We start from the raw sequence: 21,191 nt of genomic DNA, 5'->3' as shown, positions 1-21,191 counted from the left end.
GATGATTATAAGCCAACGTTGATACCTAACATGAACGAACGCGCCTGGGGATAAATGCCCCGGTCGATGCTCATGACACCGCCACCGATCTCCGGGTCGTAGCCGGTGTATTGGGTAAGTGTAAACAGGTTTTGGCTCATCACATAAAAACGAACCCTGTTCAAGCCTGCCTTCTTAATGAGATTCGCAGGAAGCGTATAACCGATCTGTAAAGTCTTCAGTCTGAAATAACCACCGTCTTCGAGGTAGAAGTCGGAGGGGTTGTTGTAATTCTTGTTGGGATCGTCCTGGTTAAGCCGGGGATGGTCGTTGCTGGGGTTTTGAGACGTCCAGCGACCGAGGGTCTTGACCTGCCAGTTGGCATTGCCGATATCGAGGCGGCGGAGGCCCTGGAAGATCTTGTTGCCGAAGGCCCCCTGTCCAAAGATCACCGCATCGAAACCTTTGTACTCGAGGTTGATGGTCATGCCGTAGGTCCAGGTGGGGGTTGGATTGCCGATGAATACGCGGTCGGCCTCATCGATCACACCACTGCCATCGGTGTCCTGCCAGCGGAAATCACCGGCTTTGGCATCGGGTTGTATCTTCTTGCCTGTTTTATCGACATGGGCATCCACTTCGGCCTGGCTTTGGAAGATGCCGAGGGTCTTGAGTCCGAAGAACTCACCAACGGGCTGGCCTACCTGTGTGCGGGTGATGGATCCAAAGTTCATGGACTGGAAGCCTGCACCGCCGGAAAGGAACTTGATATTGTTGCCGAGGAAGGTGACTTCATTCTTCATCCACGATACGTTGCCATTGGCCGAGAAAGAAAGTTCACCCAACCGCTTGCGGTAACCCAGTTCCAATTCAACACCCGTGTTCTTCACGGTACCGATATTGGCAGCGGGGTTGCCGATGGCACCTACATACCCGGGAATACGGGGATTTTGCAGGATGTCGACCGTCTTCTTGCTGAACCATTCGGCTGTTACGTTGAAGTTATCGAACAATACCGCATCGAATCCGATATTGGCGGTGCGGGTCTCTTCCCACTTCAGGTTGGGATTGGAGGGGGCATTGGGACTGTAACCGGGCGAATAGCTGCCGCTGGTGCCGATGGTATAGTTGCGGCCACTACCTACGGTGGAGACGAAGGCAAAGTCGCCGATATTGTCATTACCTACCGCACCATAACCGGCACGGAACTTCAGGAAGTTGATGCCGCTGTTAACCGGGAAGAAATTCTCTTTAGTGGCTACCCAGCCCAACATGAACGAGGGAAACACGCCATATTGTTTATTGGGACCAAAGCGGGAAGAACCATCTCTTCTTACGAGGGCCTGGAACAGGTATTTCTCCTGGTAGTCGTAGGTGATACGACCGAAGAGAGAGGTCACCATGTGCTCGATGCCTTCGGAACCATCGGTATTGCGTTGATCGGCAGGCACTTTAAAATTGAGGGATGCTTCTTTAAAGTTATCTGCAGGGATATTGAAGAACGTTACACTCGTATTGCGTGTATTGTTCTCGAGGTAGGCACCCTGGCCGGCCAGTACGGTGAAATTGTGATCGCCAAATGCTCTCGTATAAGAGACCGTGTTTTCGAGGTTGTAATCGAAACGTCGGTTGTTGGTGCGGCGGAAGTTCGTTTGCGTGGTGCTGTTGGTGGCGTTGAGCCAGAACACGGGGGTAAAGGCTTCATCGCCCCAGAAGGACAGCTTAAGGCCGAAGGTCGACCGCAATTTCAATCCTTTCATCGGCGACACCTCTGCGTACATATTACCGACTACATTATCGCTCCAGCTGTAGTTACCCAACCGGGTTTGGATATAGGCCAGCGGGTTGGTCATTTCCTGGCCAACGATGGTGGAGATGCCGTATGGATTACCGAATGCATCACGGCGTACGCCCCGGTTGGTATAGGGCGCTGCAGCCGCTTTGGCGGGATCCATTTCTACCAGCGGGGTGATGGGATCGAGGTTGATGGCGGCCGAGAGCGGACCACCAAACTCGCTGTTGGTATTACCGAGGCCTACGGATTTGTCGTGGGCATACCCAATGTTCTCGCCCAGGTTGAGCCAGGAATTGATCTTATGGGTAGTGTTGATGCGCACATTGAGGCGCTGGTATTTGGAGATGTCGCTGGCCACGATACCTTCCTGCTCCAGGAAGCCCAGCGACATGTAGAAGGTCGACTTTTCGCTGCCGCCGCTGATGCTCAACTCATGGTTGTGCCGGCGGGCATCCTTGTTGAAAATATGTTCCTGCCAATCGGTGCCCACACCGAAGGATGCGGGGTCGGCAAAGGGGGCCGCTTTACCCGCATTCACCGCCGCTTCATTGCGCAGGGTGGCATATTCTGTGGCGTTCAGCAGGTTTAGCTTTTTGGCAGGCGCCGAGGTGCCGTAGAATCCATTGTAGTTGATGTTCACCTTCCCCATTTTACCTTTTTTGGTCGTTACGAGGATTACCCCGGTAGCGGCCCGCGAACCATAAATAGCTTGCGAGGCTGCGTCTTTCAACACCTCGATGGACTCGATATCGGATTGGTTGAGGAAGCCAATACCGCCGGCATCTACTACAACCCCATCAATGACCCATAGCGGGTTGTTGTTGTTGAGGGTGGTAATACCGCGCACGCGAACGGTGGCTGCGGAGCCTGGCTGACCACTGTTGGAAGCGATGGTGATACCCGAGGCCCGGCCTTGCAGGGCGTCTTCTACCCGGTTGATGGGCATGTTCTCGAGGTCGGCCGCTTTAACCCGGGAGATGGCACCGGTGGTAACGCTTTTCTTCTGCGTACCATAACCGATCACCACGATATCATCCAGGTCGGCCGCCTTGGGCACCAGGAGGATCACGGATGGAACTTTGTCGGCCGGGTAAAGTTGTTCGGCATAACCAACATGTTTAAAGACCAGGGTTTCGCCTTTTGAAGCGGAGAGGGAGAATGTTCCGGAAGGATCTGTAAGTGTGCCCCGGGTGGTGCCTTTTACCGTGATCGACGCGCCGGCTATGGGCGTACCGTCTTTGTCATTGATCTTACCGGTGACCTGTAGCTGCTGGGCCCATAGCATCGGCGGCAACAGCAGGCATAGCAAAAGGAATGCGCAAGCAATTGATTTTGTCATACACAAGCAGTTTTATGATCGTTTTGGTAAAATGCGGTTTGGCAGGCCCGCATGCATGAACAACCTCAAATTACTTCCCAACTACACCCATAGACGAATATTCACATACGTCATTACTACTACAAAAAAATTTAATATATTGGCTATCAATTCCTGCCATTTACGCCACGCCTACTTCAATCTTATTTTACCCTATTTTTACAGCAAACGATTGCGTTATGAGGCTGCTGCTATTGCTATGCTATTCCATGTCATTTACTGCCCTTTTTGCCCAAAACACCATTGGTTTTCCCGACATCATCAATTATCCCAAAGAACAATACCGCGGCGGCGGTCAGAACTGGGATGTGGCCATCGACCAACGTGGCCTGATGTACTTCGCCAACACGGAGGGTCTGCTCACCTACGACGGCCAGTACTGGAAACTCTATCCCATTGCCAACCATACCCGGCTGCGCTCGGTAAAGGTTGATGAGCGTGGGTACATTTTTGTGGGCGCCCAGGACGAACTGGGTTACTATTTTCCTGATCGCAACGGTGCCCTGCAATACCATTCCCTGCGCCACCTGGTTCCCGCCAATAGCGGTTCGGTGGCCGATGTATGGGATATCGAGCTGCACGATAATGCTGTTTTTTACAGGCTGTCCAATATGGTGCTGGAGTACCGCGACGGTACTATCAAGGTGCACGCGGCTCCGCGCGAATGGCGCAAAATGTACCATACCCGCCAGGGCCTGTATGCACAGGACATCCGGGATGGTTTGATGAAGTATGAAGCCGGTGTGTGGAAAACAGCCGTGGCCAATGCAGCGATCGGCGACAAACTGATCACCGGCCTGCTGGATGGTCCCAACGGTTCCTTGTTGATCGTGAGCCATAAAGACGGGTTATTTCGTTTAAAAGACAACCAGCTTGTTGCGTGGAAAACGGAAGGAGACGCCATCTTTGCCGCTAGCCGGATATATGGAGCCATCACGTTGAATGAGACCGAAATGGCGGTGGGCACTACTTCGAACGGCTGTTATATTATTAATAAGGAGAACGGACGGATTGTTCAGCACTTCAGCATGGAAGAGGGGCTGCAGAACAATAATGTGCTGCGTCTCTTTGCGGATAGCCGCCAAAACATCTGGCTGGCCCTCGACAATGGCATCGACTTTATCCGCTATAATACCTTCATCAAGCAGATCTACCCCGACAAGAAGAACATGCTGACCACCTATGCTGCGCAGGTCTATGATCGTAAACTGTATGTGGGCACGTCGGATGGGCTGTACAGCACACCTATTTGCCAGTCGAGCGATTTCAGCTTTTCGAAAAACCATTTTCAGCAGGTGCGCAACAGCAAGGGGCAGGTCTGGAACCTTTCGGTGGTCAACAACCAATTGCTGATGGGCCACCATGAAGGCACTTTCGTCGTGAGTGGCAACAATGCGGCCCAACTCATTACCGAAAAAGGATGCTGGCTCTATAAACCCTTCAGCGCTACGGGCTCGCCCTACCAGATGCTGATTGGCGCGTACAATGGTTTGTATGGTGTACAGTCCGGCACCAAGGGCTTCATGACTCCTGCTTATCTCGGTGGATTGAAAGAATCCCTTCGTTTCCTGGCAGTAGATAATGAAGATACCATCTGGGCTTCGCATCCGTACCGGGGCGTGTATAAGCTCAGCTTACAGGGCAATAGCGTGCATTATACCTTGTTCACCAGCAAGAACGGGCTGCCTTCCGACTACGACAACTTTGTATACCGGATCAGGAACCGGGTGGTTGTTGCTACCAGCCAGGGCATCTACGAGTTTAACAGCGCTGCCAACCGCTTCGAAAAAAGCGCCCTCCTGTATGACGTACTGGGCAATACCAGCGTACAGTTCCTGACTGAAGATGCCAATGGGAATATCTGGTTTACCTCCAAGCGGCGACCAGGTATCATCGATTTTCACAAGCCTTCGGGCAAGAACGCCTACTCCCTGATCTATTTCCCCGAGTTGCAGCAAAAGATCGTGAACGGTTTTGAGTTCATATATCCCTATGATGATGAGAACATTTTCATGGCGGCCGAGAAGGGGCTTTACCATATCAATTACCGCAAGTATATCCAGTCTGCCGGGGGACCGGCCGTTACGATTGGCGCCGTGCGCGCGATGGGCAAGTCGGACAGCCTGTTGTTTGGCGGTTATTATTCCAATGGCCAGGTGATACAGCACCAGCAAACCGACGATGCCCTGGCAGAACTGCCCAATGGTTACAATGATTTTCATTTCGAGTTTGCATCTCCTGCCTTCGACCAGGGCAGTAATGTGGAATACAGTTACCGCCTGGCAGGTATCAATGATGGCTGGAGCGAATGGACGGCTAAAACCGAAAAGGACTATACCAACCTGCCTTATGGCAATTATACTTTCTCCGTGAAGGCACGGAACAACGTAGGGATTGAGTCGGCTGAAATGAAATACAGCTTTACGATCCTGCCTGCTTTTTACCAAACCAGGTTTGCAAAAGCTATTTATGGGTTGCTCTTTCTGAGCTTACTGTTCCTGATCTATAGAAGGCAGAAACAGAAGTTTGCTATGCAACAACAGAAATACCAGCAAAAGCAGGAACACCTGATCTCTCTGCACCAGCTGGAACTGGAAAGAAACGAGAAGGAGCTGATCAAAGTGCAGAATGATAAACTGGCTTCGGACGTGAACTTCAAGAACCGCGAACTGGCTACAGTTACGATGCACCTGGTAGACCGGGGAAGGGTGCTTTCGAATATCAAGGAGGTGCTCAATACCACCATTAAAAAGCTGGAGCCCACGGTTACGCAAGAACATTTCAAACGGGTGATGCGGTTGTTTGAGGAAGCGGAGAACAATGATGAAGACTGGGAACATTTCTCCAAACACTTCGATGAGGTGCACAGCAATTTCCTGGCGCGGGTGAAAAAGTATTTCCCCTCTCTCACCACCACCGACCTGAAGCTTTGTGCTTATTTACACATTGACCTAACCTCCAAAGAGATTGCCCAATTGCTCGGCATCTCTGTACGGGGCGTGGAAACGAGCCGGTATCGGCTCCGCAAAAAGCTGAATATACCTGGTGAGATCTCGCTCAATGCCTATTTGCTGGAGGCGATCGAGGGCGATTATGCTGCGCACCGGGCCAGTGCGGCCGAAACGGAAAGAATGCGGTCGGTTCCGGATAACGTTTAAGGAATTGTTTTTAACGATTGAGATAGCGATACCGCAGGCTGCGCCTGCGGTATCGTCACTTATAGATGTTCTCTATCGATCAATAGAAAAGGATGATCACCCTCTATCAGTATAACTTATACATTTGCACCACTTTAATGATCCACGATGAGCCTGCCTGCGAAAAATTACACCCAGTAATTGTTGTAACAAATCAGCATTAATAATATGTCCAACAGAGTTATTTCCATCGGCAGCCAATTTCCTGCCTTTAAGAAGAAAGCAGTAGTATCGATCGAGAAAGGAAAAGAGTTTACTGAACTTACCAATGAAAGTGCCAATGGTCAATGGACTGTCATGTTCTGGTGGCCCAAGGATTTTACTTTCGTATGCCCTACGGAGATCGCCGAATTCAACAAGAAGCACAGCGAGTTCTCTGACCGTGACACTGTGTTGATCGGTGCTTCTACCGATTCTGAGTTCGTGCATGCAGCCTGGAGAAGGGATCACGCCGACCTGCGCGACCTGAAATTCCCCATGCTGGCCGACACTTCAAAATCGCTGGCTGAAGAACTGGGTATCCTCGACAACGAAGAGAAGATCGCTTACCGCGCTACCTTCATCATCGACCCGCAGGGTATCGTACGCTGGGTAAGCGTTTATGACCTCAATGTAGGCCGTAGCGTACAGGAAGTGCTGCGCGTGCTGGATGCTTTGCAAACAGACGAGCTGTGCCCCTGCAACTGGAACAAGGGACAGGAAACACTGACCGCCCAGTTGAACATGAACTAATCAACTATTCCGTGTGAGGTGAGCAGTATGGCAGCACCCTCTGCCCTACCCTCACCTCTCTTTGTAAGTACTTCATCCGAACCCCACGGCCCGCAGGCGGGGTTCCCTATAAAACATTTTTGTTATGAGTGCCACTCTTGCTATTCAAAACGAGACGTTCCAGAATCTACTGAATGATCTGAACGTTCCTCACTATACCCCTTCGGCCAATGCCCAGGCTTTGCTGCAGGTGAATGCCCGGTTCATCAAGGACCTCAAGATCAATACCGGCAATGTATTGAACAACACCCAGTACCTCAACCGCAAGGAAGCCTTGCTGCTGGCCCTTTCAGTAGCCATCAATGAGAAGTTTGACCTGCTGAAAGAGAGCTTTGCCGCACAGGCAAAGGAAGCCGGCGCTACCGACGAGGAATTGGCAGAAATAACTGCCTGTACGTCTTTGATGAACACGAACAATGTATTTTACCGCTTCCGCCATTTCATGGGGAAGGAATATTATAACAATACCCCGGCAGGCATCAAGATGAGCATCATGATGAACCCTGTGCTGGGAAAAGAATTCTTTGAACTGGTGAGTCTGGTCGTTTCTTCGATCAACGGATGCGAAATGTGCGTAACTTCCCATGAGCAGTCGGTACTGCAGCACGGAAGTTCGGAAGCGCGTGTGCTGGAAGCTGTGAAACTGGGCGCTGTGATCAAGGGATTGATCAGTGTGCTGGCTTAACATGTTAGCCCCTAACCAGGAAATAGAGGCGTTATGGCTCTGATGAAGCAACCCGGCCGAGAGGCCGGGTTGATGTTTTTAAGGGCGCGACCGCAAAGCAAAACGGTTAGCCAGCGGGGGCGCCTGACTCCCCTTATCAGTTAGTTGAAAGACCTGCAGCTGATCGTTGTTGGCCGCTGCCAGTATTAGTTTCGTTCCATTTTTCAGCGTAAGTACTGCCAGGTCCTTGATATCTCCTTTTAACCGCAGGCCGGTGGCGGCAGGCGTAGCCACTTTGAACTGCTTGTTCTTTTGGCCCAACAATAAGCAGCCATACGAGGCATCGTAGCGACCAATCATGACATCGGTCTGGTATTCATTGCCTGCCAGTAACAGGTCGGTGGTGCCATCTCCATCCAGATCATCACAAACGATCGCATTGACCGGGGCAAACTGCGCCTCCATGGGTAAATAGCGCTTTACAAACTTCCCATTGCCGAGATTCTCGAACCAGCAGCTGGCGGTTTCATTACATTCCAGCTTCGTCAAACTATCGCGTGCCTTGCCCTGGAATATTTCGTTGAAGGAGGCTTTTGCATAATCGCTGTGGTACAGGAACTGCTTTTTGATGGCAGGCACCTGATCGGCAAACTGCCGCCGGTTGATGGCGGGATAAAGTTTCCGTTTCCCCTCATTGTCTTTGAAGTAATAGAACGGTATCGGATCAATACTGCCATTACCATCGATGTCTTTCGCGAACAATTGCATGGGTTCTTCTTTGCTCACCTGGTAGTCGCAGTTGAGGCCCATATTGCCGGCAATTATATCGGGATCACCATCTCCGTCGATATCGGCAGCGGCGAGGCTGCGCCACATTCCATCGATCTGTTGTAATCCGGTGGAGGATGTTATCTCTTTCAACTGCCCCCGCTCATTCCTGAAAAAGCGTACCTGCATCCACTCGCCGGCGATTACCAGGTCGGGTTGCTGGTCATTGTCCAGATCGGTCCAAACGGCGCCCGTGATCATGCCTGGCCTCTCGAGGACCGCCGCGACACTCCTGGTTACATCGGCAAAGCTGCCGCTGTTATTGTGCAGGATATAGCTGCGGGGCGCCAGCGGATACTTTCGGGATACCCGCCCCCCGATAAAGAGATCGGGCTGGCCATCACGATCATAATCGCCTACAGCAACAGTACCTGCGATGGTACGTACATGGCTGGGTATGGCTTGATGGTTAATTATAAAGTTGCCCTTGCCATCATTGGTATACAACAATGGTTGGTTGTACGCGGATTCGTCCTCAAACCGGTTGTCGCCGGTAGTGATCAGCAGATCCTGGTCGCCGTCGCTATCGGCATCGAAGAATACCAGATCCTGGTCTTCCTGCATCTTGATGCTATCGGTTATTGGCTTTGCCGTGAAGGTTCCATTGCCTTGCTGTACGAAGAGCTGGCCGGAGTGATTAAAGGCCCCGCCTACGAAGAAGTCGGTGAGGCCATCTTTATTCACGTCGGCTGCGGATAGGAAGGGACCCAGTTGCGAATACTTCTGTGGCAATAGTCGCTGATCGGCAAAGTCGTTGTGGTTGTTTTCAATGTGTTTATAGGCGATGCGCGTGTTCGTGGCCGCTCCTTCAACATGGAGGGTCGAAGCCGGTTGCACGATGCCATTTGCAGGCAATGTGGCATCGGCAATGGATACCGTGAGCGAGGTATCAATGGGTACCTGGGTCAGCAACTGACGGCGCCCATCGAACCATTGTACTGCTACCGAATCGATGCTGGTGACACCCGTTGATGAATGGCGGGGTACTACGCCTGCCTGCACCACCTGCTGTGCTTTGTTGTCGTTGGTGCCGGCGGGGGCTTCTATGCCGAGGCCCACAAACAGGCGTTGATCGACCGATGAAAAGTAGCCCCGCACCGGGTTTTGCTGCACGCGCTGCACCACTCCCGGCTGGTATACAGTAACCGTGGTACCAAAGCCTGCCGGATTGCTTTTATCGCCTTTCAAGGTGATGGTAAGGTGATGTGCTGTTACCGGCCGGTCTTTGCGAATGGTATTATTGACCATCACAAATGCCTCCTTGTTGATGTTGTTGACGACCATATCGAGGTCGCCGTCATTATCGAGATCGGCCCAGGCCGCTCCATTCGACATGGCAGGTTCATCGACACCAGCCTCTTTGGATACATCGGCGAAACGGTAATTACCGGTGTTGTAATACAGGTAGTTGCTGAGGTTGATATGCTTGAGTGATGATAGCTTGCTGTTGATCAGTTGCCGCTGTTCCTGCGGACTACGTTTATTGGCAAATACGGTGGAACTGAACTCGATGAAATCGGCATTGATAAAATCCCTGCCGATGCCGTTGGTGATGTGCATATCCTTGAGGCCGTCGTTGTTGAAATCGGCCATGAGCACGCTCCAGCTCCAATCGGTGGTAGCAATGCCCGCGAGTTGGCCTATTTCACTGAAATAGGGTATGCTGGTATCGCCCGCATTATAGTTACCGTTGTTCAACTGCAGCATATTGCGCATATAGCCCGGTTCGTAACCCGCAGCCCTTTCGGCCTGGTAGCGCTCGTAGTTCATAAAAGAGAAGGTGGTCTTTCTGCGTTGGTTGTGCTGGGGCATCATGTCGAGCGTTACGAGATCGGGCAGACCATCGTTGTTGAGATCGGCGGCATCGGCGCCCATGCTCGAGTAGCTTTGATGCCGGAGACTCTTGCCGGCTACATTCGTAAATGTCCCGTTGCGGTTATTGAGCCACAACAAATCGTCTGACAGGAAATCGTTGGCTACATAGATATCGGGCCACTGGTCGTTGTTGAAGTCTTCTACCACCACGCCCAGTCCGTAGGCATCATCGCGGATACCGGCAGCGAGCGATACATCGGTAAATACTGGATGCCCAACGCCTACGGGCGTTCCGTCATTTCTATAGAGCCTGTCGTTGGCGGGTGAGTTGCCTGTAAAGTTGCGTGGATAGATGGTATTGGCATTGGGGCCATTCAACAAATAATTCGAGAGGTACATATCGAGGTCGCCATCGCGGTCGTAATCGGTAAATACAGCCTGTGTCGAGTAGCTGGTATCGGCCAGGCCATACGCTGCGGCGGCTTCGGTAAAGTGCAGGTTGTGATCGTTGATGAAGAGCAGGTTGGCTGCCCGTTGAGAGAGATCCTTACCAAATACCGAGACATAGATATCGTTGTACCCATCGCTGTTGATATCGACTACACTAACGCCGGTTGCCCAGGCGGTGGTGAGCAGGCCAGCTTTCTCTGTGATGTCTTCGAACTGGTAATTGCCTTTGTTGATATAGAGGCGGCAACTGACCTGGTTGCCGGTAAAGAATACATCCTGCAGGCCATCGTTGTTGAAATCGCCGATGCCTACACCTCCACCCATGTATCCAAATTCATTGATGAAGGAGTGCGATGAATCGAGTTCATGCACTTCGTTGTTGAAATGGATACCGGTTTCACTGGCAGGCAGGGAGGTAAAAAAAGTAGTGGCCTGTTCCTCTCTACAGGCCACTGATAAAATACACAGAATAACCAGTGTATAGGACGAAAACGATCTCACTACTATCATGGGCGATTAATAACCGGTGTTTTGTTTGGGTATGCCGCCTGCTTCGAGCTTGGGATTGTTGTCGATCTCTGCCTGTGGTATGGGCAGAAACTCATCCCTTGCCTTGTAATAGGAAATAGGATCGGGCACACCGAGATAACCTTTTTTGCGCCAACGGAGCAGGTCGCGGTTGCGTACTTCTTCACCACCCAGCTCTGCCGTCTTTTCGTGCATGATGGCTTTGGTGACCTGCTCTTTTGTGGTGACCGGATACTGCGCTGTTGGATAAGCCGGCATATTTACGCTGGCCCTGGCCCTTACCTGGTTGAGGTAACCGACAGCTGCAGCGGGTGAGCCCAGTTCATTCTCGCATTCGGCCAGCATCAGCAATACTTCGGCATAGCGGATGATACGTTGGTTGATACCACCGGGACGAAATCCGCTGTTGTCTTTATAGATCAGCATGAACTTGCGCCAGCTTATTTTTTTGGTTACGCCGTTAACCACCGATGAATTGCCATTTTGCTCAGCATCGGTGAGGGTATTGGCGTTGTTGTTGTATTTGTCGCCGGTTTGGTATACCGACAAGCCGAAACGGGGATCGGTTTTAGCGGCCCCGGTTGCGGTATTCTCAAATTCGTTAAGTAGTCTGTTGGACGGTATCAGGTTGCGCCAGGCAATGGGTGAATACTCCTGGTTGCGGACGGTGCTTTGTGGTTGTGCATTGGGCTGGTCGTCGCCGGTATATCCCCAGTTGAAGTTGTTATCGCCCCGATCGAAGAAGACTGCTTCGAAGATCGACTCTGCGTTGAACTCATGCTCCTCATCGAAATTATCGAAGTAGTTGTCCATCAGTTTGTACACGGAGTTGCCGGGATTCACGGCCAGCAAGGCGGTTTTGGCGTTGGCATAATCCCCTTTCTGCATGTAAGCCCTGCCGAGGACGGCGTTGGCGGCTCCCTTGGAGGCCCGGCCTTTATCGGTGGCAACCTGTTCCAGGCCGGCTGCGGCATCTTTGAGGTCCTGGAATATCTGGTTGTAGACTGCATCGGCGGCAGCGCGTGGCTGAAACTGATCGGGCGTGGTGACTTGTTTGGTGTACAGCGGCACGGGGCCCCAGAGTGACACCAGTTCAAAATAAGCCCAGCCGCGGAAGAACTTGGCTTCGGCCACACATCGGTCGCGCAGGGCAGCGTTGTCGGTTACCTGCGGCGCATTATCGATCACGGTATTGGACCGGTGAATTACAGTATACAGTCCATTCCACACACTGTTCAGGACCGCATTGGATGCCGTAGTTGCGCCATTGAGCAGCTGGGCGCGTGGTACTTCCAGCTGTCCGCCCCCGGCCGATACATCGTCGGTGCGTGTATCGTGGAGGAAGAACCATTCACGGCCGATCAATGAGGCTGAGTGAAAGATAGAATAGATGGCGTTGGTGCCGCCCAGCAGTTCATTACTGTTCTTGAAGTAATTATTGACGGTGGGCGAATTGGGATTTGTTTTGTCGAGTTCTCTGTTACAGGCAACCACCACGATCACTGCGATCACGCAGGCTACGGTCGTTACTTTATATACAACAGCAGATTTCATATGTAGCTAATTTAGGTATCGTGTTAATGATTGTTCATGCGTTTAGAATCCTACCTGCAATCCAAACTGGAATGACCTGGCAGCGGGGTATTGTCCATAATCGATGCCATTGGTGAGGGTAGTGTTCTTGGAACCGATCTCCGGATCCCAGCCATCGTACCCGGTAAGGGTAAGGAGGTTTTGGGAGGAGATGTAGAGCCTGAAGCTGCTGATGGCTCCTTTGGTGACCGACTGCAGCGTACGGGCAGGTATGGTATAACCAACGATGATGTTCTTCAACCGCAGGTAAGAACCATCTTCGATCCACCGGGTGGAGGGGCGCACATTCTGGTTGGGGTCGCCGCTGATGGCGCGGGGTATATCGGTATTCTTATTGCTCTCACTCCACGCGTTCATGACAGCTGTTCCCGAACCGAACAGGCGGGCCATGCCTTCGCTGATGATCCTGGCAGCATTGAAGATCTTATTGCCCTGTACACCCTGGAAGAAGAGAGAGGCATCGAAGTTCTTGTACCTCGCGCCGAAATTCAGTGCGTAAGAGAACTTAGGCAGGTAATCTCCGATGAATGCGCGGTCGTTGTCGGTGATCTTTCCATCTTTGTCGAGATCGGCAAACTTAAGGTCGCCCGCGGCGGTGCCGGGGTTCTGTGTGGGGCTCTTACTTACTTCGTCGGCCGATTGGAAGATGCCTTCTACTACATATCCATAAAATGACTGGATGACGTGTCCTGCCTGGGTGCGGGTAATGGGTGTACCGCCTCCGAAGTCCTGGTCGCCACCCTGATCGATGGTAGCCGTTTCGGTATTGAGGCTAAGTACCTTGTTGCGGATGAAACTGATATTACCGGTCAGGTTCCAGGTAAATTCTCCGCCTGTTTTATTGTATCCTGCCTGCAGCTCAAGTCCCTTGTTTTCCATCGAAGCCACGTTGGCCAGTACACCCACGCCGGCAAAACCAAAGGAAGGTGGTGTGGGTACGTTGAGGATCAGGTTCTCGGTTTTGCGCATGAAGTATTCGGCCGATAAGGTGATGCGATTGTTCAGGACTCCAAAATCGAGGCCAATATTCGTTTGCTTGGTCTTTTCCCATTCGAGCTCCGAATTACCGAGCGCATTGTAATAGGAACCATTACCGGTAGAGTTCACATTATTGAATGGATAGGTAGCTCCGTTGGCAAACACGGTTACCTGCCAGGGATAATCATTGTTGAGCGCAGCTACGGCATTGAGACCGGTTTCGCCATATCCGGCGCGTACCTTCAATTCAGAAATAAAGGGAGCATTGCGCATAAACTGCTCCTGGTCGATACGCCAGCCTACGGAGGCCGATGGGAAGTTGGCATATTTTTTACCAGGCGCCCAGAGCGACAATCCATCCCGGCGAATGGCGGCGCTGAACAGGTACTTTCCTGCATATTCGTAATTCACCCGACCCACCATGGATTGCAGGAAGTTTTCGCTTTTGGTAGACACGTAACTGACGTTGGTGGCGCCGCGCAGTACCTCAATATCATTGCTGTTCTGGTTGCCGGAAGCATTCTCCTGTGAGCTTTTGGTTCCCTGCACTTCAAACACCCCGGTAACATTTATATGATGATCACCAAAGGTTTTATCGAAGGTGAGTTGTTCTGTAAACAAGGTGGTAGTGGCGACGTTCTTTTGATCGCGAATCGTAGACACAGTTGCGTTGCGACCTTTGTCGTTGAAGATGGGGCTGAACTGGTGTTGATTGAGGTTCACATAATCCACCCCAAAAGTGGAACGGAACCTTAACCATGGCGTGAAGTTGATATCCAGGTAAGCGGTTCCCAACAACTTCAATGTTTTATTGGTGGCATTACCGAGCAGTTCTGCATCTTCTACCGGATTGGTAGGATCAGATGCATCGACACTGTTCTCTGCACCACGGTAACCACCAATGGTGGTAGGATCGAATACCGGCAGGTAAGGCAGGCTGCGGATCACATTTACCAGGCGTGTACGGTTGCCGGATGTATTATCGTACCGTTGTTTGGAATAAGAGATGAACAGGTTTTCGCCGAAGGTGAAGACCTTGCTGATGATGTGCTCGGTATTCAACCGGAAGTTACCACGCTCGTAGTTAACCCCTACCGCGATGCCATCCTGTTTGAAATAACCGGCGGAGGCAAAGAAGCGTGATTTTTCGTTGCCGCCTCCCAAAGAAAGATCCTGCTGGGTGATGACGCCGCTTTTGAAATAAGCATCCTGCCAGTCGGTATTTGTTTGTGCATAGGTTTGGGTAGTTCCATCATAGATGGGCTTATTGAAGTTGGCAGTTTCCAGGCGTGGCGGTAGGGCTATTCCAGCTGCACCGTTGAGGGCGCGCTCGTATTTGAGGTATTGTTCTGTATTGAGCAGATCGATCTCCCGCCAGGGCGCCTGCGTGCCGATATAACTATCCAGGTTAACGCGGAACTTGCTGTCTCTCCTACCCTTTTTGGTAGTGATGAGTATTACCCCGTTCGTGGCCCTTGATCCATAAATAGCGGCCGCGCTGGCGTCTTTCAGCACTTCTACCGACTCTATATCCCGGCTATTGAAATTACTGAGGTTGCCGGTGGGAAATCCATCGATGACATATAATGGATCGGAGGCAAAACTAATGGAGCTGATGCCGCGGATGCGCACGATGGGGGTGGTACCCGGCTCGCCATTGTTGGTTACGGTGAGCCCCGCTACCCTGCCCTGCAGGGCAGACTCTACGCTGGCCACCGGCAGTTCGGCGATCGTTTTACCACTGACCGATGCAATGGCGCCGGTGAGGGAGCTTCTGCGTTGTGTACCATACCCTACGATGATCACTTCGTTCATATTGACCATTTCGGCCACCATGGTTACAGACAGCTCGTTCTCCTGGCCTACTACTGCGGTGAATTGTTTGTAGCCTACCATGGAGAAAACCAGTGTTTCTCCTACTTCTGCGTTGATGTTGAACTCGCCAGCCTGGTTGGTGGCAGTGCCTTTGGCAGTACCTTTTACCACGACCGATACGCCGGCGAGGCCATCGCCTTTGTCGTTGGTGACTTTGCCGGCAATCGGCTTATAAACCATCTCGGGCGAAGCCTCTATGCCGTAGGCAGCTGCTTCGTCGTAAAAGGCTATGCTGGCGATGGTGCCGTCCCCTTTACGCATGAGTACCACCTGGTTACCAGATACCTGGTAACAGATGTTGAGGGGCTTCAGCAATACATCCAGTACATCGCCGAGCCGGCGATCACGGGCCACCACCGATACCTTCTGGCGGGTGGGAATACGTTGAGCACTATAGACAAACTTGATCCCTGCCAGGTTACTGATCTCTCCCAACACGATCTTAACCTCCTTCTGTTCAGCGACCAGGTTGATCTTTTTGTTCAATATTTCCTGCCCATTGATGGGGCTGGCCTGGATGACTACCGAGAGCGTCGTAATCATCAATAGCGGCAGCAGTCCTATTCTCATAAACCCGTAAATTAACTGGTTAACGAGCGCATTTTTCATATTTTTGCAATGTTTGGTTAAAGCAAATCGGTTTGATTTAATCAACGTTTCCCCTGCAATCATCGAAGGCTGTGGGGATTCTATGGGGCTGATATTGTTCGCAGCAATACCAGCCCTTTTTTTATTGAATGATGTTCCTTACTGGCACCCGTTGGACTGTATCACGGCCTGTCCATCGATGATCTCATAGGTGGCGCCGATAGCAGTACAGATGAGGTCCAGTTTATGGTAAAATGTTTCATTCTTCAGGTCGGCGGTTACCGTGCATTTGTCGAGCAACTCGCTGTCGTACACGATGTTTATTCCATATGCTTTGCTCAATTCGCTGAAGACCTTGCTGAGCGCCGCATCTTCATACTCCATCTTTTGTTCGGTCACTTTGGATACGATCAGCAACGGTTCGTCGAGCAATACTTTCTGAAACTTCTGGCCGGTCTTTTCATATACGAGTTGTTGGTTGGGGGTCAGGATCACTTCACCGGGTTTGTGATCGGTAGCGCTGCGTTTTGTAGTGGGTACAGCCCGTGAGTATACCGTTACTTTTCCGGTACGTACGATAACCTGTATGGTGGTATCCTTTTCGAATGAGCGTACGCTAAAACTGGTGCCCAGTACTTTGGTAACGATCTCGTTGGCAAATACCCGGAAGGGACGGTCGGGGTTTTTGGTCACCTCGAAGAATGCTTCGCCCGACAGGTATACGTCGCGGAACTCGCCGCTATCGAAATAGTTGGCATAACCTATACGGCTGCCTGGCGAGAGTGATAAGGCACTTCCATCGGCGAGGGCAATGGTGACCGGTTTATCGGATGTGTTGACCTGCTCGATGAGGCTACGGGAAGCTGTCATGTTTTCCCAGGAATAGGACTCTCTAACGGTTGCCTTTTTATTGAGATAGAACGTTATGCCTGCTACTCCTACTATCAATATGGCGGCGGCTGCATACCAAAAACGGGTCCTTACCCTCACTAGTTTTGCCGGTGGCTCAACAGGCTCCACTATTTCCATTGGTTGTTGCCGGATCGTTTGCAGCAGCCGATCTGTTTCTGCCTGTATCTCTTCGTTGCGGATCACTGGCGGAGCGATGTACAATGATTGGAGGATGGCCCTTGCTTCGGCCACTACCAGGTGCTTATCGGGATTGCGGGCCAGCCAATTGCGCCAGAGCTGATCATCTTCGGGCCGTTGCTCGTACACCCAGCGGACAAAGTCCTCATCCATAACGAAATCCGTGATGTCGTACAACCGAAAATCTTTCATGCCTGGCGATGTTATAGGCATAAGTTCCGCCTACCGGGCAATCCTACTGTTGTTTGAGAAAGTTTTTTTTGAGAAAGGGGCAGACGGGGACTTCGCAGTGGTTCAATGCAGTGATTATCAGGGAAGAATTACGGAGAGCGTATGTGAAGGCCGTTTAGATCTTATAGATGGGATGTCAACCGGTGGTGGTGCTGGTGGTGGATCACCGGGTGAGGAACTCGGCCTGCCAGAGGGCGCGCAGCTTTTGCAGGGTTTCGTGCAGCAGGTTGTATACGCTTTGGCGGCTGATGTTCATGAGTTCGGCGATCTGTGCATGATCGAGGTGATGGTAGAACTTCAGGTATATGACTTCCTGTTGCCTTTTGGACAACTGGGCCAATGTTTTGCGGAGGGCCATTCCTTTCTCTTCGGATATCTGCTTTTCGATGATGAGCTTCTCTACCGGAAACTCTTGCAGGAAGGGGTGTCCATCCTGCCAGTCGTCGAGATGGGTATTGTTGGCAAGGCGGTGCAATGACTTGAGCACCTTGTTCTTGACAGCCCTCAGTAAGTAATACTTGAGCGAAAGGATAGCGCCGCCATTGTGACGTCGTTGCCAAAGGCTGATGAATACTTCCTGGATGCAATCTTTTACCAAGCCGGCATCGGTAGTAAAGCGGGTTCCATAACTGTATAGATCGGGATAATACTTCTTCATGAGCGCGGCAAGGGCTTGCTCGTCGCTTTGTTGCAATTGTTGCAGCAGATTTTGGTCAGCATGTGTGTCATGCAGTGGCATCAGCAATCACTTGGTTAGATCGCAGGTAGTGCGTGAGTCCACTACCCTTGATTTGTGTTAGCTAAGTTCCCGTATAATCCAATGTAATCGATTGCATGTTAAAAAAACACTATCAAATGCTAATAATGTATCATTACGAGTCGGATCTTCTAATGGGTTGCCTGTAGGCTTGTGCCATAAAAAAGGTGAGCCACTTTCGCAGTGGCTCACCTTTATTCGATTATGTATCAATTGATTTACTTCACGTAACCCAGGATCTTCAGCATGCTTTGTGCTGTTTGCTCCTTGGCGTAGACCCAATCGACTAGTTTTCCATTTTTATCCTGGCCTACGATCACGTGTTTGGGAGAAGGAATGAGGCAGTGTTTGATACCGCCGTATCCGCTGATCTGGTCCTGGTAGGCACCGGTATGGAAGAAGCCGAGGTAAAGCGGTTCGCCATTGGTGATCTTGGGCAGGAACACTTCATTCACGTGTTCTTCGGAGTCGTAGTAGTCATGGCTGTCGCAGGTAATGCCTCCGAGTACGACCCGCTGGTACTCCTGATCCCATTTATTGATCGGTAATAGCAGGAACTTCTCTCCAATGCCCCAGGTGTCGGGCAGGGTGGTGATGAAGGAGGAGTCGATCATGTACCAGATCTCCCGGTCGTTCTGCATCTTTTGGCCTATTACGCTGTAGATATGCGCCATGCTCTCTCCTACGGTATAGCTACCGAATTCGGTAAAGATGTGCGGCATAGGCACGTTGTTCTTCTTACAGGCCTTTTTGATGTTACCGATGATCTCGTTGATCATGAACTGGTAATCGTATTCGAAGCCGAGTGAATGCTTGATGGGGAAGCCACCGCCGATGTTGATGGAATCGAGTTCGGGGCAGATCTTCTTGAGCTGGCAATACAGGTTGATCACCTTGTTGAGCTCGCTCCAATAGTAGATATCATCCTTGATTCCCTTGTTGAGGAAGATGTGGAGCATCTTCAACTGAAAGCGGTCTTCGTTGCCTTCGATCTTATCGACATAAAATTCGAGTACGTCGCGGGCGCGGAAGCCGAGGCGGGAAGTGTAGAAGGGGAAGGTAGGCTCTTCTTCTGCGGCGATACGGATGCCGAGTTTGAAGGGTCCTTTCACCGACTTCTTGTATTGCTGCAGCTCGTCTTTGTTATCGAGAATGGGGATCACATTCTTGAAACCGGAATTCAACAATCCGGCTATACGGCTGGTATAGGTCTTTTGCTTGTAGCCGTTGCAGATGATGAATGTTTCCTTGTTGATCTTTTTCTTCTCGTACAGCTTCTTGATGATCTCGATATCGTAGGCATAAGAAGTTTCGAGATGGATATCGTGTTTCAGCGCTTCTTCCACCACGAACGAGAAATGAGAACTCTTGGTACAGTAACAATAGTTATAGTCTCCCGTATAACGGTGCTTCTTGATCGCGTTGGCAAACATCTTCTTTGCCTTCCTGATCTGCTGGCCGATCTTGGGCAGGTAGGTAAGCTTCATGGGCGTACCATACTTGTCGATAAGCGCCTTGAGGTCAAGACCATTAAAATGGAGGTTACTGTCCTTCGTTTCAAAACCTTCTTGTGGAAAGTTGAAGGTTTGCGACACCAGGTCGGTGTACGAATTGTTCATGAACTGATTCTGGCTGATGGCAGTGAATTTAAATAGTTAAAAAAAACACCGTTCAAAAAAAGTATACAAAAGTAATAGTTTGCAGGGGTTTACAAATAAAAACCTTGCCGTATTGTGGCTTTGGGGCCTGGCCCGGTGGAAAGTATGCGGCTTAATGTGGCTTAGAATGGCCCTGTACGGGCATTTGGCGGGCTGAAACAGGGGGGAAAGGGCGCGTCGAGGGCTTGGTTCGCCAACGGAGGTTGGCGTATTAAACTTGTGTTAAGGGGTTGGCTGGGAGCTGCGGGAGGTGGTGCGTAGTGTGCTGCCAGCGCTGGTGGCGGTGTTGCGGTTGGCCAGGTGGGTGGTAGACGATGATGGGGCGGGTGAGCAGTGAGAAGAAAGGCGGGCGGGCATAAAAAAGCCGGATGTCTTTGACATCCGGCAATATGATAAAGCACGGGGGCTTATTTTACAGTAGCAACGAGGAGTTTGAAAGTCTCAGGCTCGTTCATAGCGAGATCGGCCAGTACTTTACGGTCGAGGGTGATTCCCTTAACAGCCAGTTTGTTGATGAAAACTGAGTAAGTCAGTCCTTCTTCACGAACGGCAGCGTTGATACGAGCGATCCACAGTGCGCGGTACTCTCTTTTCTTCAGCTTGCGGCCTACGTAACGGTACTGAAGACCTTTCTCCAATACGTTCTTGGCTACGGTGTATACATTCTTACGTTTGCCATAGAAACCCTTGGCTTGTTTTAAAATCCTTTTGCGGCGTGCCCGGCTTGCTACAGCATTTACTGAACGTGGCATATCTTAATAAGTTTGAAAGTTAAAAGTTGATGATTTAAACGGCGTTTGTTATTTCAGCCTCAAGAGACGTTGTACGAAATCCAAATTGGCTTTGTGTACAACACCGTCCTTATTCAGGGCACGTTTACGCTTTTTAGACTTCTTAGTAAGAATGTGACGTTTGAAAGACTTCTGGTGAGTGATCTTGCCGGTGCCGGTTACTTTGAATCTCTTCTTGGCACTCGAGTTCGTTTTTACTTTAGGCATTTTATTTATACCTTTTATT

At 51.0% G+C, this 21,191-nt stretch carries 13 protein-coding genes; 3 read left to right on the top strand and 10 right to left on the bottom strand.

The features are described from left to right. Window positions 1–5: 5 nt before the first annotated feature. Window positions 6–3,113, bottom strand: coding sequence for a TonB-dependent receptor (locus tag P2H89_RS26955; protein WP_275832955.1), 3,108 nt, complete (start codon window positions 3,111–3,113; stop codon window positions 6–8). 218 nt (window positions 3,114–3,331) lie between these two features. On the opposite strand from P2H89_RS26955, the gene P2H89_RS26950 reads away from it, so the two are divergent. From P2H89_RS26950 to P2H89_RS26940, 3 genes are all read left to right on the top strand, one after another. After that, entirely contained in the window at window positions 3,332–6,310 is a 2,979-nt protein-coding gene (locus P2H89_RS26950; protein WP_275832953.1) for a triple tyrosine motif-containing protein, read from the top strand. Between the two features lie 207 nt (window positions 6,311–6,517). After that, window positions 6,518–7,081: a peroxiredoxin gene (locus tag P2H89_RS26945; protein ID WP_275832951.1), complete on the top strand. Its 564-nt coding sequence runs from the start codon at window positions 6,518–6,520 to the stop codon at window positions 7,079–7,081. Between the two features lie 124 nt (window positions 7,082–7,205). Next, complete coding sequence (locus tag P2H89_RS26940; RefSeq protein ID WP_275832950.1) at window positions 7,206–7,805, top strand: carboxymuconolactone decarboxylase family protein; 600 nt, start codon at window positions 7,206–7,208, stop codon at window positions 7,803–7,805. Window positions 7,806–7,883: 78 nt separating this feature from the next. Here P2H89_RS26940 and P2H89_RS26935 read toward each other — a convergent pair whose 3' ends face one another. From P2H89_RS26935 to rpmI, 9 genes are all read right to left on the bottom strand, one after another. Then, complete coding sequence (locus P2H89_RS26935; RefSeq protein ID WP_275832948.1) at window positions 7,884–11,387, bottom strand: VCBS repeat-containing protein; 3,504 nt, start codon at window positions 11,385–11,387, stop codon at window positions 7,884–7,886. A gap of 6 nt (window positions 11,388–11,393) precedes the next feature. Continuing rightward, window positions 11,394–12,959, bottom strand: a complete 1,566-nt coding sequence (locus tag P2H89_RS26930) for a RagB/SusD family nutrient uptake outer membrane protein (protein ID WP_275832946.1) — start codon at window positions 12,957–12,959, stop codon at window positions 11,394–11,396. Window positions 12,960–13,001: 42 nt separating this feature from the next. Beyond that, on the bottom strand, window positions 13,002–16,421 hold the full coding sequence (locus tag P2H89_RS26925) for a TonB-dependent receptor (protein ID WP_275832943.1): 3,420 nt from the start codon (window positions 16,419–16,421) through the stop codon (window positions 13,002–13,004). Window positions 16,422–16,598: 177 nt separating this feature from the next. Then, entirely contained in the window at window positions 16,599–17,720 is a 1,122-nt protein-coding gene (locus P2H89_RS26920) for a FecR family protein (protein WP_275832941.1), read from the bottom strand. Window positions 17,721–17,922: 202 nt separating this feature from the next. Then, a complete protein-coding gene (locus tag P2H89_RS26915; RefSeq protein WP_275832940.1) occupies window positions 17,923–18,498 on the bottom strand; it encodes a sigma-70 family RNA polymerase sigma factor in 576 nt (191 codons plus the stop codon). 236 nt (window positions 18,499–18,734) lie between these two features. Further along, entirely contained in the window at window positions 18,735–20,135 is a 1,401-nt protein-coding gene (locus P2H89_RS26910; protein WP_275832938.1) for an arginine decarboxylase, read from the bottom strand. Between the two features lie 261 nt (window positions 20,136–20,396). After that, window positions 20,397–20,555, bottom strand: a complete 159-nt coding sequence (locus tag P2H89_RS26905; protein ID WP_275832936.1) for a hypothetical protein — start codon at window positions 20,553–20,555, stop codon at window positions 20,397–20,399. Window positions 20,556–20,581: 26 nt separating this feature from the next. Beyond that, on the bottom strand, window positions 20,582–20,926 hold the full coding sequence (rplT, locus tag P2H89_RS26900) for a 50S ribosomal protein L20 (protein WP_275832934.1): 345 nt from the start codon (window positions 20,924–20,926) through the stop codon (window positions 20,582–20,584). A 48-nt stretch (window positions 20,927–20,974) separates the two neighbouring features. Further along, complete coding sequence (gene rpmI / locus P2H89_RS26895) at window positions 20,975–21,172, bottom strand: 50S ribosomal protein L35 (protein WP_275832932.1); 198 nt, start codon at window positions 21,170–21,172, stop codon at window positions 20,975–20,977. Window positions 21,173–21,191: the final 19 nt, after the last annotated feature.

Source organism: Paraflavitalea sp. CAU 1676 (genome assembly GCF_029223285.1).
Taxonomy (GTDB): Bacteria; Bacteroidota; Bacteroidia; order Chitinophagales; family Chitinophagaceae; genus Paraflavitalea.
Note: the sequence above shows the minus strand (reverse complement) of the source record. Positions and strands in the feature narration are given on the sequence as shown.